14 protein-coding genes are annotated in these 13827 nt (G+C 60.0%); 2 read left to right on the plus strand and 12 right to left on the minus strand.

What is annotated here, in order from left to right; all coding sequences use genetic code 11:
• Nucleotides 1-122: 122 nt before the first annotated feature.
• A complete protein-coding gene (locus BLT00_RS13060) occupies nucleotides 123-665 on the minus strand; it encodes a YaeQ family protein (RefSeq protein WP_003198109.1) in 543 nt (180 codons plus the stop codon).
• Between the two features lie 147 nt (nucleotides 666-812).
• Here BLT00_RS13060 and BLT00_RS13065 point away from each other — a divergent pair, with 147 nt between their 5' ends.
• The gene (locus BLT00_RS13065) at nucleotides 813-2012 is read left to right on the plus strand and encodes a CaiB/BaiF CoA transferase family protein (RefSeq protein WP_092143932.1); all 1200 of its coding nucleotides are present in this window, start codon (nucleotides 813-815) and stop codon (nucleotides 2010-2012) included.
• Nucleotides 2013-2246: 234 nt separating this feature from the next.
• Here the strand turns inward: BLT00_RS13065 and BLT00_RS13070 are convergent, their stop codons facing one another.
• The 11 genes from BLT00_RS13070 to ffh form a co-directional block, all read right to left on the minus strand.
• On the minus strand, nucleotides 2247-2534 hold the full coding sequence (locus BLT00_RS13070; protein ID WP_063322822.1) for a DUF3509 domain-containing protein: 288 nt from the start codon (nucleotides 2532-2534) through the stop codon (nucleotides 2247-2249).
• A gap of 184 nt (nucleotides 2535-2718) precedes the next feature.
• The gene (locus BLT00_RS13075) at nucleotides 2719-4089 is read right to left on the minus strand and encodes a transporter substrate-binding domain-containing protein (protein ID WP_092143929.1); all 1371 of its coding nucleotides are present in this window, start codon (nucleotides 4087-4089) and stop codon (nucleotides 2719-2721) included.
• A 120-nt stretch (nucleotides 4090-4209) separates the two neighbouring features.
• Nucleotides 4210-5619 carry a threonine synthase gene (gene thrC / locus BLT00_RS13080; protein WP_063322824.1) on the minus strand — a complete coding sequence of 470 codons (1410 nt, stop codon included), beginning with the start codon at nucleotides 5617-5619 and terminating at the stop codon, nucleotides 4210-4212.
• Between the two features lie 103 nt (nucleotides 5620-5722).
• The gene (locus BLT00_RS13085) at nucleotides 5723-7027 is read right to left on the minus strand and encodes a homoserine dehydrogenase (protein ID WP_003198098.1); all 1305 of its coding nucleotides are present in this window, start codon (nucleotides 7025-7027) and stop codon (nucleotides 5723-5725) included.
• Between the two features lie 132 nt (nucleotides 7028-7159).
• On the minus strand, nucleotides 7160-7891 hold the full coding sequence (locus BLT00_RS13090; protein WP_092143926.1) for a DsbC family protein: 732 nt from the start codon (nucleotides 7889-7891) through the stop codon (nucleotides 7160-7162).
• Between the two features lie 305 nt (nucleotides 7892-8196).
• Nucleotides 8197-9093 carry a site-specific tyrosine recombinase XerD gene (gene xerD, locus BLT00_RS13095; protein WP_092143923.1) on the minus strand — a complete coding sequence of 299 codons (897 nt, stop codon included), beginning with the start codon at nucleotides 9091-9093 and terminating at the stop codon, nucleotides 8197-8199.
• A 132-nt stretch (nucleotides 9094-9225) separates the two neighbouring features.
• Nucleotides 9226-9576, minus strand: a complete 351-nt coding sequence (rplS, locus tag BLT00_RS13100) for a 50S ribosomal protein L19 (protein ID WP_003175895.1) — start codon at nucleotides 9574-9576, stop codon at nucleotides 9226-9228.
• A 45-nt stretch (nucleotides 9577-9621) separates the two neighbouring features.
• Nucleotides 9622-10395 carry a tRNA (guanosine(37)-N1)-methyltransferase TrmD gene (gene trmD / locus BLT00_RS13105; RefSeq protein WP_170845966.1) on the minus strand — a complete coding sequence of 258 codons (774 nt, stop codon included), beginning with the start codon at nucleotides 10393-10395 and terminating at the stop codon, nucleotides 9622-9624.
• Entirely contained in the window at nucleotides 10377-10913 is a 537-nt protein-coding gene (gene rimM, locus BLT00_RS13110) for a ribosome maturation factor RimM (protein ID WP_058544503.1), read from the minus strand. The genes trmD and rimM overlap by 19 nt, the downstream gene beginning before the upstream one ends.
• A gap of 5 nt (nucleotides 10914-10918) precedes the next feature.
• The gene (rpsP, locus tag BLT00_RS13115; protein ID WP_003198088.1) at nucleotides 10919-11170 is read right to left on the minus strand and encodes a 30S ribosomal protein S16; all 252 of its coding nucleotides are present in this window, start codon (nucleotides 11168-11170) and stop codon (nucleotides 10919-10921) included.
• Between the two features lie 251 nt (nucleotides 11171-11421).
• On the minus strand, nucleotides 11422-12798 hold the full coding sequence (gene ffh, locus BLT00_RS13120) for a signal recognition particle protein (protein WP_003198085.1): 1377 nt from the start codon (nucleotides 12796-12798) through the stop codon (nucleotides 11422-11424).
• A 206-nt stretch (nucleotides 12799-13004) separates the two neighbouring features.
• On the opposite strand from ffh, the gene BLT00_RS13125 reads away from it, so the two are divergent.
• Nucleotides 13005-13817: a cytochrome C assembly family protein gene (locus tag BLT00_RS13125; RefSeq protein WP_092143920.1), complete on the plus strand. Its 813-nt coding sequence runs from the start codon at nucleotides 13005-13007 to the stop codon at nucleotides 13815-13817.
• Nucleotides 13818-13827 lie beyond the last annotated feature (10 nt).

Below are 13827 nucleotides of genomic sequence, written 5' to 3' on the forward strand. Positions count from 1 at the left end.
ACTGTGGCGAGGGAGCTTGCTCCCGCTGGGCTGCGAAGCGGCCCCTTTTTGTGGGTGCTGCGCACCCAAGCGGGAGCAAGCTCCCTCGCCACAATGAGTTCACTCAATACCGGGTCAACGGCTCAACCACGCTCGCCCAGCAACCATTGCAGCTGGACTTCATGCTGGCCACGGTCGTCGGTCACGAAAATCGTGCCCTCACTGATCATCACATCCCACTTGATCACCCGGGGCATGTCCTGGGCCAGGGTTTCGAGCACTTCCTGGGGCACAGCGGCGATGTTGACGTTCTTCAGGTTCTTGACCGCCGGGATCACCTTGCCTTCCCACACCCGCAGGCTGCCGTAAGCCAGCAGGCTGGTACGCTCGGTCCGGCGCGAGCACCAGGTCAGGCGATCGGCATCCGGCTGGCCGACTTCGATCCAGTGCAGCACACGGTCATCCAGGCTTTTTTCCCACAGCGCAGGCTCGTCGACGTCTGACAGGCCCCGACCAAACGCCAGCAGCTCGTTGTACCAGAACGCGTAGGCCAGCAGACGCACGGTCATGCGCTCTTCGGTTTCCGAAGGGTGGCGGGCGATGGTCTGCTTCACATTCTCATACACATTGCGGTCGAGATCGGTGAGGTTCAGTTCAAACTTGTAAGTCGTGGACGGCTGGGCCATGAACGGGCTTCTTGATACGAGGAAAGGCGGCAAGTCTAACCGATGACGCGGGCAATCCACGAATTGCCGACCATCAACCTACGGCGACTGACGCTGGCCTATGATAAAACGCTCTATTCGTTCTGCCTTTGTCCTACAGGATCTGTCATGTCGCTTACTGCCAAACCCCTTGCCGGCGTCAAAGTCATCGAACTCGGCACCTTGATCGCCGGGCCTTTCGCCTCGCGCATCTGCGGCGAATTCGGTGCCGAAGTCATCAAGGTCGAATCGCCCGACGGCGGTGACCCCCTGCGCAAGTGGCGCAAGCTATACGAAGGCACCTCGCTGTGGTGGTTCGTCCAGGCACGCAACAAGAAGTCCCTGACCTTGAACCTCAAGCACCCTGAAGGCCTGGCGATCCTGAAAAAACTGCTCGGCGAAGCCGATATCCTGATCGAGAATTTTCGCCCCGGCGTCCTGGAAAAGCTCGGCCTGGGCTGGGATGTCCTGCACGCACTGAACCCGAAACTGGTGATGGTGCGGCTTTCGGGCTTCGGCCAGACCGGGCCGATGAAAGATCAGCCGGGGTTTGGCGCGGTGGGCGAATCCATGGGCGGCCTGCGCTACATCACCGGCTTCGAGGACCGCCCGCCAGTGCGTACCGGGATTTCCATCGGCGACTCCATCGCCGCCCTCTGGGGCGTGATCGGCGCCTTGATGGCCCTGCGTCACCGCGAGATCAACGGCGGCACCGGGCAAGTGGTGGACGTGGCGCTGTACGAGGCGATTTTCGCCATGATGGAAAGCATGGTGCCGGAGTTCGATGTGTTCGGCTTCATCCGTGAGCGCACCGGCAACATCATGCCCGGCATCACCCCCTCGTCCATCCACACCAGCTCTGACGGAAAGCACGTGCAGATTGGCGCCAACGGCGACGCAATCTTCAAGCGCTTCATGCAGATCATTGGCCGCGACGACCTGGCCAATGACCCGCAACTGGCCAGCAACGATGGCCGTGACAGCCGCCGCGACGAGCTGTACGGCGTCATCGATCGCTGGGTCAACGCGCTGCCGCTCGATAGCGTTATCCACCAATTGAACCAGGCCGGAGTGCCGGCCAGTCGGATCTTCAGCGCCGAGGATATGTTCAGCGACCCACAGTTTCTGGCCCGTGAAATGTTCCTGCAGGCCAAGTTGCCGGACGGCAAGGCGTTCAAGATGCCGGGGATCGTACCGAAACTCTCCGACACCCCGGGCACCTCCGAATGGGTCGGGCCGGCGCTGGGTGAACACAACGCACAAGTGCTCGGCGAGCTTGGCTACGATGCACAACAGATCGCCAAGCTGCGCACCGAGGGTGCCATTTGACACACCGCAGCAGGCCGTCACAGAAGATCAGACCTGTGGGAGCGCCTGACAGAACGCGCTAAAAACGTAAAAGCCAGGCAAAAAGAAACCCCGAGAAGTGGGGAGACGACTCGGGGTTAAACGTGACCATTCATGGTCCGTACAACAAGCGACAAGCACCGGAGCACAATGCTTGCTCTTGTTGGTAAAGAGTCTGACTCGTCAGGACGTAGGAAGGTTCCCACAAACCCCCAGTCAATTCGCCCCGACCATGACCTTGTCGCGCGCCAGATTGCGCAGCGCCGCAATCACACAGGGCTCCAGGCGGCCCTCGGCAATCAATACATCGCGATGCAGGCCATCGACCACATCCGTCAACTGACGCTTGTCGGTCAATTGGGCCTGATTGAACACTCGCTCGACCATGATGGCCCCGGAGGCATTCTTCAGCGTCACCAGGCATTCGCCCTTGGCGCCGGAGGGAGTCAGCGTGACCAGATACGGGCTCAAAGCCTCACTCAGCAATAGGCTGATACTTTCCATTCGCTCACCCTTCAATAGTCCGAAAACAACTGCATGTTCACAGTAAGTGACCGTGGGCCGCAGCAGAAAGTTCGTCAGCGCACCGGACCGGCACGCCTCCAACCTGTTCAACCGAGCATGCGCGCCCAATATGACAGGCAAACAACAGCCTTCTCTTGAGGCCTTGGCGTGGTGACGGTCGGCGTCAGGCCATCAACTTGTCGCAACGGCGCCGCCGACGCCCGGCATCGGTCCAGCCCCCCAGAATGCCGCGCAACTGCCCATCAGCCCCATAGAAGGGCACCGACCAATGATAGATTTCCCGCAAGCCGCTGCTGAACATCAATTGCCGGTCGAAGAACCGAGACTGGCCGGTGCGCAATTGCTCCATCACCTCCCCATGGAGCAACTCGGCGGTGGCCGGTGGAAATGCCGCCGAATCCGTCAGCCGCGTGCCCCGCAGCTTTTCGAAGCGGGTCGCTAACTGGTCCTCGTAGCTTTTGTTGCACATGACCAGGCGCCCTTCCAGGTCCCGGATGAAAATCGGGTCGGGAATGGCGTCCATCAAGGCGCGTTGGAGCATCAATTGGTCCTTGAGGATCGCCTCAGCCTTGAGGCGCTGGTCGATTTGTATCTGCAGACGGCGGTTCCATAGCAGGGACAGGAGGCCGAACACCACGACCACGGTCACGCACCAGTACCCCCAGCGGGAAAATCGCTCCCAGATCGATGGCGCCGGCGCGGGTGTGCTGCCGGCCATCCATTTGGAACGCAGCGCGCGCATGTCCTTGGCCGGGAAGGCTTCCAGGGCTTTGTTCAAGATGCTCAGCAGCACGGCCAGGTCCTGGCGTACCGCGAGGTAGTCAGGTTCCCACTTGCCCTCAAGCCCCCTTCCTACCTGCAATTGCCCCGCCGGATAGAGATGCACCCCGGTTTCATTTTCGATGGTGGCATAGGCCTCCCGACTCTCGACCAATGCCCGCGCCTCGCCATAGGTCTTGGTCGTGCGCAATTTGATGGCCGGGTAGTCGCGCCTGATCTCCGCTTCCAGGGCATGCCGCGCCGGCAACGCCAGGACCTTCCCTTCCAGCTGTTCCAGCGAATGGAGGATCGACTCTCCGTCACGGCCAACAAATACCCAGCCCGAGCCACCAAATGCATGGCTGAAGCTCAGGAAATCCCTGCGTTCGTCATTCATCGCCAAGAGGGTCGTCATGTCGGCTTCGCTGTTCTCCAGCATCGTCAGCAACTCGCCGGGGGAGAACGACTCCCGATGCACGAACTCAAGGCCAGTCATTTGCGAGATGCGCTGGAGAATGTCGTGGTTCAGACCGTTCCACTGCCCCAGTTCATTCTTGAACAGGTACAGCGGAAACTGCATCGTGGCCACAATGACGCGGGGGTTCTCCTTGATCCACTTCAATTCCTGTGCATCCAATACCAGCCGCTCGCCAGGATTGAACGGCGGCGTTTCGAAAGCCACCAACTGCGTCGCATTGCCCCCTTGCACCCAGTGCATCAGGGCCAGACCCATTACCCAGCCCCGGGCTGGCTTGCATTTGCTAAAAAACGACATCTGCATTTCCTTCGAGATGACTCGCCCGTCCCTCCAAGGGCGAAAACCTGGTCAGTTTGGCATGCAGAAACAAGAAAGCCCGTCAGGAGACGGGCTTCAAAATGTGACAGGTCTAGGCTATCAGAGCGGCTTGCCGCGGTTGCCATGCTGGCTGACAAAGGCCTGCACAGCCTTCAAGTCGTTGGGCAACACGGTGCAACGCTCATCTCGCTCAAACAAATCAGAAAGATGTGCAGGTAGTTCAAGCGCTTTTCCTACACCGGCTTTCTCCACGGCTTCCGGGAACTTGACCGGATGCGCCGTGCCGAGAATCACCATCGGGATGTCCAGGCTACGACGGCACTCACGAGCGGCCCTGACGCCAATGGCCGTGTGCGGATCGAGCAACTCACCGCTCTGCGCGAACACCTCGGCGATGGTTTCGCAAGTCTGCTCATCGTCCACGGCCAGGGAGTCGAACAACTTGCGGGCTTCGGTCCAGCGCTCAGGCTCGACGCTGAAACCGCCGCCCTGGCGGAAGCTGTCCATCAGGCCGGCAATCGCCGCACCATTGCGACCGTGCAGGTCGAACAGCAAGCGTTCGAAGTTCGACGACACCATGATGTCCATCGAAGGCGACAGCGTGGCGTGCAGGGTTTCCTTGACGTACTGGTTGCCGCTCATGAAGCGGTGCAGGATGTCGTTGCGGTTGGTGGCGACGATCAATTGATTGATCGGCAGGCCCATGTTGCGCGCCAGGTAACCGGCGAAAATATCGCCGAAGTTGCCGGTCGGCACCGAGAACGACACGGAGCGGGCCGGGCCGCCCAATTGCAGGGCCGCGTGGAAGTAATAAACGATCTGGGCCATGATCCGCGCCCAGTTGATCGAGTTCACCGCCACCAGCCGCGTGCCCTTGAGGAAGCTCTGGTCGGCGAAACTGGCCTTGACCATTTCCTGGCAGTCATCGAAGTTGCCTTCGATGGCGATGTTGTGGATGTTATCGCCAAAAATCGTCGTCATCTGCCGACGTTGTACTTCCGAGACCCGGTTGTGCGGGTGCAGGATGAAAATGTCGACGTTCTCGCAATGCTTGCAGCCTTCGATGGCCGCCGAACCGGTGTCGCCAGAAGTGGCACCGACGATCACCACACGCTCGCCACGCTTTTGCAGCACGTAGTCCAGCAGGCGACCGAGCAATTGCAGGGCGAAGTCCTTGAACGCCAGGGTGGGGCCGTGGAACAGCTCCATGACCCATTCGTTACCGTTGAGCTGACGCAGCGGTGCGATGGCGTTGTGGGAAAAGACGCCATAGGTCTCTTCCAGGATTTTCTTGAAATCGGCGTCCGGGATGCTGCCGGTGACGAACGGGCGCATGACCCGGAACGCCAGCTCGTGATACGGCAGGCCGGCCCAGGAAGCGATTTCTTCCTGGGTGAAGCGCGGCAGGTTTTCCGGCACATAGAGACCGCCGTCCGTGGCCAGGCCGGCCAGGAGGACATCTTCGAAATTCAGGGCCGGTGCCTGGCCGCGGGTGCTGATATAGCGCATGGGGGCAAACCTTTGGTTTGAGCTTCGAGCTTCAAGCTGCAAGCGACAAGTTGAAAGCGAATCGGCTTTTACTTGTCGCTTGCGGCTCGGAGCTTGCCGCTGATTAATTCAAATGTTCAACGCGGATACGGACCACCGGGCCAACGACACCCTGGAGCGCTTCCAACGCCGCAATCGCGTCGTTGATGCGCTGCTCGACCACACGGTGGGTCAGCAGGATCATCGGCACCAGGCCGTCGTGTTCCTCGACTTCCTTCTGCATGATCGACTCGATGTTGATACCGCGTTCCGAGAGAATGCTCGCCACTTGGGCCAGCACACCCGGATGGTCCTTGGCCTGGATACGCAGGTAGTAGGAGCTTTCGCATGCCTCGATCGGAAGAATCGGGTGAGCCGACAGCGAGTCTGGCTGGAAGGCCAGGTGCGGCACACGGTTTTCCGGGTCCGAGGTCATGGCGCGAACCACGTCCACCAGGTCGGCGATCACCGAAGAGGCCGTCGGTTCCATGCCCGCACCAGCACCGTAGAACAGCGTCGAGCCGGAGGCGTCGCCGTTGACCATCACCGCGTTCATCACACCGTTGACGTTGGCGATCAGGCGATCGGCCGGGATCAAGGTCGGGTGCACACGCAGCTCGATGCCATTGGCGGTGCTGCGCGCCACGCCCAGGTGCTTGATGCGATAGCCCAAGGCTTCGGCGTAGTTCACGTCAGCGGTGGTCAGCTTGGTGATGCCTTCGGTGTAGGCCTTGTCGAACTGCAACGGGATGCCGAACGCAATGGAGGCCAGGATCGTCAGCTTGTGCGCTGCGTCGATGCCTTCCACGTCGAACGTCGGATCAGCCTCTGCGTAGCCCAGGGCCTGGGCTTCGGCGAGCACGTCTTCGAAGGTACGACCCTTCTCGCGCATCTCGGTGAGGATGAAGTTGCCGGTGCCGTTGATGATCCCCGCGACCCAGTTGATACGGTTGGCGGACAGGCCTTCGCGGATCGCCTTGATCACCGGGATACCACCAGCCACGGCGGCTTCGAAAGCCACGATCACGCCCTTCTCGCGGGCCTTGGCGAAAATCTCATTACCGTGAACAGCGATAAGCGCCTTGTTCGCGGTGACCACATGCTTGCCATTCTCGATGGCCTTGAGTACCAGCTCACGGGCAACGGTGTAGCCGCCGACCAGCTCTATGACGATGTCGATCTCAGGGTTCGTGGCCACTTCGAAGACATCGTTGGTAATCGCAATACCGGTCGTCTGGAACTGAGGCTTTGGCGTGCGCATGGCAATTTGTGCCACTTCGATCCCACGCCCGGCACGACGAGCAATTTCCTCGGCGTTGCGCTGAAGTACGTTGAAGGTGCCGCCACCGACGGTACCTAACCCACAGATGCCTACTTTGACCGGATTCACTCTTGACTCCCCATGAAACGGCCGACACAAGGTCGGCCGTGAAATACAGCCGCGCAGCAACGCGACTTTGTGTTTAACGGCCCGACGAAGGTTTTCGCCGAGCCGTGATCTTCAGAAGCGGATCGCCCATGATCATTTCGCGCCCAGGGCCAGTTTGGCGACTTGTGGCGCCGGCTGGTAGCCCGGAATCACCTGGCCGTCGGCCAAAACGATGGCCGGCGTGCCGTTCACACCAATGGACTGGCCAAGGGCGAACTGCTTGGAAACCGGGTTCTCGCACTTGGCGGCCTTGATTTCCTTGCCATCGACCATCTTGTCCATGGCCGCTTTCTTGTCCTTGGAGCACCAGACCGCCTGCAACTGCTCATCGCCCGGCGAGCCCAGGCCCTGGCGCGGGAATGCAACATAGCGCACTTCGATGCCACGCTTGTTCAGCTCCGGCACTTCGGCGTGCAGCTTGTGGCAATACGGGCAAGTGGTGTCGGTGAACACGGTGATGTGGGACTTGGTTTCGCCAATGGCCGGATAGACCACGGTTTCAGCAACTGGAATGCCATTGATCAACTTGGAAATGCCCTGGCGCTCGGTCATCTCGGTGAGATTGACCGGCTTGCCGTCCTTGAGCTCGAACAGGTTGCCCTGGACGATGTACTGACCGTCGGCGCTGGCGTAAAGCACGCGGCTGCCCTTGAGCTTGACCTCATACAGGCCTGCCATGGGACTGGCCGAGATGGTTTCGATCGGCACTTCGAGCTGAAGGTTTTCCAGGCTCTTGCGGATAGCCTTGTCGGCCGCGTCGTCGGCAATGGCAAAGGTACTGGCCAGCGCAATGGCGGCGGCGGTGAATATCTGGATCAAACGCATGGGGACTCCTGAGGCGAACAAATGAGACGGGAAACGCCGACCCGCAGATTCGGGTTCCAACCGCCCACTGTGCAAACCGGGAAAGCCTACCACATAAGGCCCGCGTGACCGAATGCACCTGTCGCAAGACAACATGCAATGCACGAGCATCAGTAACTTTGTGGCGAGGGAGCTTGCTCCCGCTCGACTGCGCAGCAGTCGCTAATGACGCACCCGTTTTTCCTGACAGTTCCTGGTGTGTGGATTCAGGGCCGCTGCGCGCCCCAGCGGGAGCAAGCTCCCTCGCCACAACAGCAATACGCCGCCTAGCCGCGCGGGTGATGCTTGGCATGCAAGTCCTGCAACCGCGCCCGGGCGACGTGGGTGTAGATCTGGGTGGTGGACAGGTCGCTGTGGCCGAGCAGCATCTGCACCACCCGCAGGTCGGCGCCGTGGTTGAGCAGGTGCGTGGCGAAGGCATGGCGCAAGGTGTGGGGCGAGAGGGATTTATTGATCCCGGCCACCTTGGCCTGGTGCTTGATGCGGTGCCAGAACGTCTGGCGGGTCATCTGCTCGCCGCGCAGGCTGGGGAACAGCACGTCGCTGGGGCGCCCGGCCAGCAGTTCGTGGCGGGCATCGCGCATGTAGCGCTCGACCCAGACGATCGCTTCCTCACCCATCGGCACCAGGCGTTCCTTGCTGCCTTTGCCCATCACCCGCAGCACGCCCTGGCGCAGGTTGACCTGCTCCAGCGTCAAGCTGATCAACTCGGTGACCCGCAGGCCGCAGGCGTACAAGACCTCCAGCATGGCCCGGTCGCGCTGACCAATGGCTTCGCTGAGGTCGGGGGCCGCCAGCAGCGCTTCCACATCGGCTTCCGAGAGGGACTTGGGCAATGGACGCCCCAATTGCGGCATCTCCACGCGCAAGGTCGGGTCCACCGCAATCAATTTTTCCCGCAGCAAATAGCGATAAAAACCACGCAAGCCAGAGAGAAACCGCGCCGTCGAGCGTGGTTTGTAGTTCTGCTCCAGGCGCCACGCCAAGTGATCGAGGATTAATTCCCGACCGGCATTGATCAGTTCCAGGTGGTTTTCCTGCAACCAACCATTGAACAGCGCCAGGTCACTGCGATAAGCATCACGGGTGTTATCGGACAACCCCTTTTCCAGCCACAGGGCGTCGAGAAACTGGTCTATCAGCGGATGATCGATGGCGGGCATAAGAACTCTTGAAGGATGCGGGCACACACAGCATCAAAATGGCAAATGAAGCTATGCAGGGTGCTCAAAGCGCAAATCGCAGGCAACAAAAAAGCAGCCCGCAGGCTGCTTTTTTTGCATCGGAAGCTGGACTTAAGCCAGTTTTTCCTTGATGCGAGCTGCTTTACCCGACAGGTCACGCAGGTAGTACAGCTTGGCTTTACGTACGTCACCGCGACGCTTGACAGCCATGCTGTCGATTTGCGGGCTGTAGGTCTGGAAAGTACGCTCTACGCCAACACCGTTGGAGATTTTACGAACGGTGAATGCACTGTTCACGCCGCGGTTACGCTTGGCGATAACGACGCCTTCGAACGCTTGCAGACGGGAACGGTCGCCTTCCTTCACTTTCACCTGAACGACAATGGTGTCGCCTGGGGCAAAGGTAGGGATTTCTTTGGTCATCTGCTCTGCTTCGAGTGCAAGGATGATTTTGTTAGTCATGCTGTGCTCCTAAGGCAAGTCGTCGGACTCACCATCGATACGTTGTTAACTATCGTCCCGCTCGCGGATGTATTCCTCGAGCAGCTTCTTCTCTTCTCCAGAAAGCGAGCGGCTTTCCAGAAGATCGGCGCGTCGTTCATAGGTCCGACCAAGGGACTGCTGTAAACGCCAACGCCGGATGTGCGCGTGGTTGCCACTTAGCAACACGTCGGGAACACGCTGATCCGCATACACCTCCGGTCGGGTGTAGTGCGGGCAATCCAGCAGACCATCCGTAAAGGAATCTTCCTCAGCGGAATCTGCATGCCCTAAAGCTCCAGGCAGCAGTCGTGTAACCGCATCGATCAGGACCATCGCCGGCAGCTCGCCGCCAGACAGTACATAGTCGCCAATCGACCACTCTTCATCGACATGAGCTTCAATGAAACGCTCGTCAATGCCTTCATAACGGCCGGCAATCAGGATCAATGCATCCGAATTCGCCAGCTCGCGTACCGCCGACTGAGTCAGCTGGCGGCCTTGGGGCGACAGGTAAATTACCTTCGCACCCTCCCCGGCTGCCGTCCTGGCCTGAACCAGCGCATCTTCCAGGGGCTTGATCTTCATCACCATGCCCGGACCACCGCCAAACGGGCGATCGTCCACAGTGTGATGCCGATCCGTGGTGTAGTCCCGCGGATTCCAACAAGTGAGCTGTAACAGCTCCTGTTTCACCGCGCGGCTGGTTATGCCGTACTCGCTGATGGCGGAAAACATCTCGGGAAACAATGTGATGACTTCAACGCGCAAGTTAGCCACGTTTAGAAATCCGCATCCCATTCCACCTTCATCTCGCCTGCGGCAAGGTCGACGGCCAACACGCATTGCTCGGTATAGGGCAACAGGCGTTCGCGATCATCCAGGCTGCCGACGCAAGGCTTGACCACCATGACATCGTTCGAACCGGTCTCGAGCAGGTGATCGATTTTCCCGAGCAATTGCCCGAGGTGGTCGATGACCTTCAGACCCACCAGCTGGTACCAGTAGTACTCGCCGTCGGTCAGTTCAGGGAACAGGTTGCGCGGCACGCAGATCTCATAACCGGCCAGAAGACGCGCTTCTTCACGATCATCGAGACCCTTGAGCTTTGCGACCAGGAACTTGTCGTTCCCGCGTCCGCTGACCAGCTCCACCTGTTTCACGCTACCTTCGCGCTTGAGCGTCCAGGTTTTGTAGTCCAACAGGTTCTTGATCGGATCAGTAAAGGAATACACCTTCACTTCGCCGCGAACGCCATGTACAGAGTAGATTTTGCCGACAACGATCAAATCATCAGCATCTTTTGGCGTCGCGTTCATATTGCTCAGGCCGCAGCCTTAGCCGATTCCTTCAACAACTGAGCAACGCGCTCAGAAGGTTGTGCACCAACGCTCAGCCAGTAGGCTACGCGCTCTTGGTTCACGGACAGACGAACTTCCTGACCACGGGCAACAGGGTTGAAGAAACCAACCTGCTCCTTGTGGGAACCGTCACGCGGGTTGCGGCTGTCGGTTACGGTCAGGTGGTAAAACGGGCGCTTTTTGGAGCCGCCAAGGGCAAGACGGATTGTTAGCATGTGAACATCGTTCCTGTAGTCGGTGCTGCAAATCTAAATGCACAGCGGGCATAGGTGCCCGAAAGGCCGCATATTCTAAGGAATATCCGGCCTTTTGCAAATGTCTTTTTCCGGCGCCTGGCGCCATGCGATCAAGATTTGCCATAGAGCCGTCATGAAAAACGGCAAGTCAGCTCCCGCGTAGCGCGGGTTTGCTGGAGATCCCCGCATCCGTGCGGGGCAACGCCGACATGACAGCCGGCGCAGATTTTTTACATTTTCGGCATGCCGCCGCCGGGCAACATACCGCCCATGCCGCGCATCATCTTGGCCATTCCGCCCTTGGCGGAGAATTTCTTCATCATCTTCTGCATCTGCTTGTGCTGCTTGATCAAGCGACCGATGTCCTGCACCTGGGTGCCGGAACCCATGGCGATACGGCGTTTGCGCGAACCGCTGATCAACTCAGGGTCGCGGCGCTCGGCCGGGGTCATGGAGTTGATGATGGCTTCCATCTGCTTGAACTGCTTTTCAGCCGCGCCTTGGGCGTTGCCCATCTGCGCCAGGTTCACGCCGCCGATGTTCGGCAGTTTGTCCATGAGCCCGCCGAGGCCGCCCATGTTCTTCATTTGTTGCAGCTGGTCGCGGAAGTCTTCGAGGTCGAAGCCCTTGCCCTTCTTCAGCTTCTTGGCCAGTTTGTCGGCCTTGTCCTTGTCGAGGGTCTGTTCAGCCTGCTCGATCAGGCTGAGCACGTCGCCCATGCCGAGGATGCGCGAAGCGATACGCTCGGGGTGGAACGGCTCGAGCGCTTCGCTCTTCTCGCCCATACCGATGAACTTGATCGGCTTGCCGGTAATGGCCCTTACCGACAGCGCGGCACCGCCACGGGCGTCACCGTCGACCTTGGTCAGGATCACGCCAGTCAACGGCAGCGCATCGCCGAATGCCTTGGCGGTGTTGGCCGCGTCCTGGCCGGTCATGGCATCGACCACGAACAGGGTTTCCACCGGGTTGATCGCAGCATGCAGCGCTTTGATCTCGCCCATCATCTCTTCATCGATGTGCAGGCGACCGGCGGTATCGACGATGACCACGTCGATGAATTTCAGCTTGGCTTCTTTAATAGCCGCCTGGGCGATGTCCACCGGTTTCTGGCTCAGGTCGGACGGAAAGAACGTCACGCCGATGTCGTTGGCCAGGGTTTCCAGTTGCTTGATCGCCGCCGGACGGTAGATGTCCGCCGACACCACCATCACCGACTTCTTCTTGCGCTCTTTAAGGAAGCGCGCCAGCTTGCCGGCTGTCGTGGTCTTGCCCGCGCCCTGCAGACCAGCCATCAGCACCACCGCTGGCGGTACGGCACTCAGGTTCAGGTCTTCGTTGGCGGCGCCCATCAGGCTTTCGAGTTCGGCCTGGACGATCTTCACGAACGCCTGGCCCGGTGTCAGGCTGCGCGACACTTCGGTGCCGACGGCGCGTTCCTTGACCGAATTGACGAAGTCCTTGACCACCGGCAGGGCGACGTCGGCTTCGAGCAACGCCATGCGCACTTCGCGCAGGGTGTCTTTGATGTTGTCCTCGGTCAGTTTCGCCTTGCCGGTGACATGGCGCAGCGTCTGCGAGAGACGGTCGGTTAGGTTTTCAAACATGCGCGATCCTTTCAGGCCCAGATGAGACCGGGATAATGGCGGCCCAGACCGTGAAAAATGTGCTCGGCGAGCCTGCGGCGTGGGCAGGTCGCGGATTATAGCGAAGAAGCGGGCAACGTACACCTTGCTGTCAGTTGCTGTGGTCTTTCGTGCGGAGGCGGTTCTATGCCAAACTCAGCGCCTTTCGGGCTTGCCTAACAGGATTTATGCTCCCCTTGTCACCCAGCTTGCTTGCCACGCTCGCCGCCGCCTGCCTTTATGCCGCTGCGACCCTCTATCAAGGCACCCGCCTGGCCACCGGCGCCAAGGCGAACAAACGCCTGCTGGTCACGCTCGGCGTGCTGGCGGTGCTCGGCCACGCGGCCAGCCTTTATACCCACTTGATGACGCCGATCGGCCTGGGCCTGGATTTTTTCAACGCCGCCAGCCTGATCGCCGTGGCTGTGATCGCCTTGACGCTGATCGCCTGCTCGCGCATCCCGGTGGAGAACCTGCTGGTGCTGCTGTTCCCGCTGGGGCTGGCGACGGTGCTGCTGGCGCAGTTCGCGCCGTCAGGTACGGTGCAGATCATCGACGAAGAGCCGGGCATCCTTGCCCACATCCTGCTGTCGATCCTCGCCTACGGCCTGTTCACCATCGCAGTGTTCCAGGCCTTGCTGCTGCTGGTGCAGGACCACCAGCTCAAAAACAAACACCCGTCCGGGCTGATCCGCAACTTCCCGCCATTGCAAACCATGGAAAGCCTGCTGTTCGGCTTCCTCTGGGCCGGCTGGAGCCTGCTGTCGCTGTCGCTGATCTCCGGTTGGCTGTTCGTCGAGAACCTGTTCGCCCAGCACCTGGTGCACAAGACCCTGCTGGCCTGCCTGGCGTGGATCGTCTTCAGCGTGCTGCTGTGGGGCCGCAACCGCCTCGGCTGGCGCGGCCACAAGGCGATTCGCTGGACCCTGGCCGGTTTCTGCCTGCTGATGCTCGCGTACTTCGGCAGCAAGCTGGTTCGCGAATACATCCTGCATGTCTGACGGACGGCCC

It is taken from the genome of Pseudomonas sp. NFACC51 (assembly GCF_900103575.1).
GTDB lineage: Bacteria > Pseudomonadota > Gammaproteobacteria > Pseudomonadales > Pseudomonadaceae > Aquipseudomonas > Aquipseudomonas fluorescens_Q.

Bases quoted from the DNA above. Each gene is read 5' to 3' on its own strand.
- BLT00_RS13060 (WP_003198109.1), bottom strand. From the start codon at position 665: ATGGCCCAGCCGTCCACGACTTACAAGTTTGAACTGAACCTCACCGAT.
- BLT00_RS13065 (WP_092143932.1), top strand. From the start codon at position 813: ATGTCGCTTACTGCCAAACCCCTTGCCGGCGTCAAAGTCATCGAACTC.
- BLT00_RS13070 (WP_063322822.1), bottom strand. From the start codon at position 2,534: ATGGAAAGTATCAGCCTATTGCTGAGTGAGGCTTTGAGCCCGTATCTG.
- BLT00_RS13075 (WP_092143929.1), bottom strand. From the start codon at position 4,089: ATGTCGTTTTTTAGCAAATGCAAGCCAGCCCGGGGCTGGGTAATGGGT.
- thrC (WP_063322824.1), bottom strand. From the start codon at position 5,619: ATGCGCTATATCAGCACCCGCGGCCAGGCACCGGCCCTGAATTTCGAA.
- BLT00_RS13090 (WP_092143926.1), bottom strand. From the start codon at position 7,891: ATGCGTTTGATCCAGATATTCACCGCCGCCGCCATTGCGCTGGCCAGT.
- xerD (WP_092143923.1), bottom strand. From the start codon at position 9,093: ATGCCCGCCATCGATCATCCGCTGATAGACCAGTTTCTCGACGCCCTG.
- rplS (WP_003175895.1), bottom strand. From the start codon at position 9,576: ATGACTAACAAAATCATCCTTGCACTCGAAGCAGAGCAGATGACCAAA.
- trmD (WP_170845966.1), bottom strand. From the start codon at position 10,395: ATGGGATGCGGATTTCTAAACGTGGCTAACTTGCGCGTTGAAGTCATC.
- rimM (WP_058544503.1), bottom strand. From the start codon at position 10,913: ATGAACGCGACGCCAAAAGATGCTGATGATTTGATCGTTGTCGGCAAA.
- rpsP (WP_003198088.1), bottom strand. From the start codon at position 11,170: ATGCTAACAATCCGTCTTGCCCTTGGCGGCTCCAAAAAGCGCCCGTTT.
- ffh (WP_003198085.1), bottom strand. From the start codon at position 12,798: ATGTTTGAAAACCTAACCGACCGTCTCTCGCAGACGCTGCGCCATGTC.
- BLT00_RS13125 (WP_092143920.1), top strand. From the start codon at position 13,005: ATGCTCCCCTTGTCACCCAGCTTGCTTGCCACGCTCGCCGCCGCCTGC.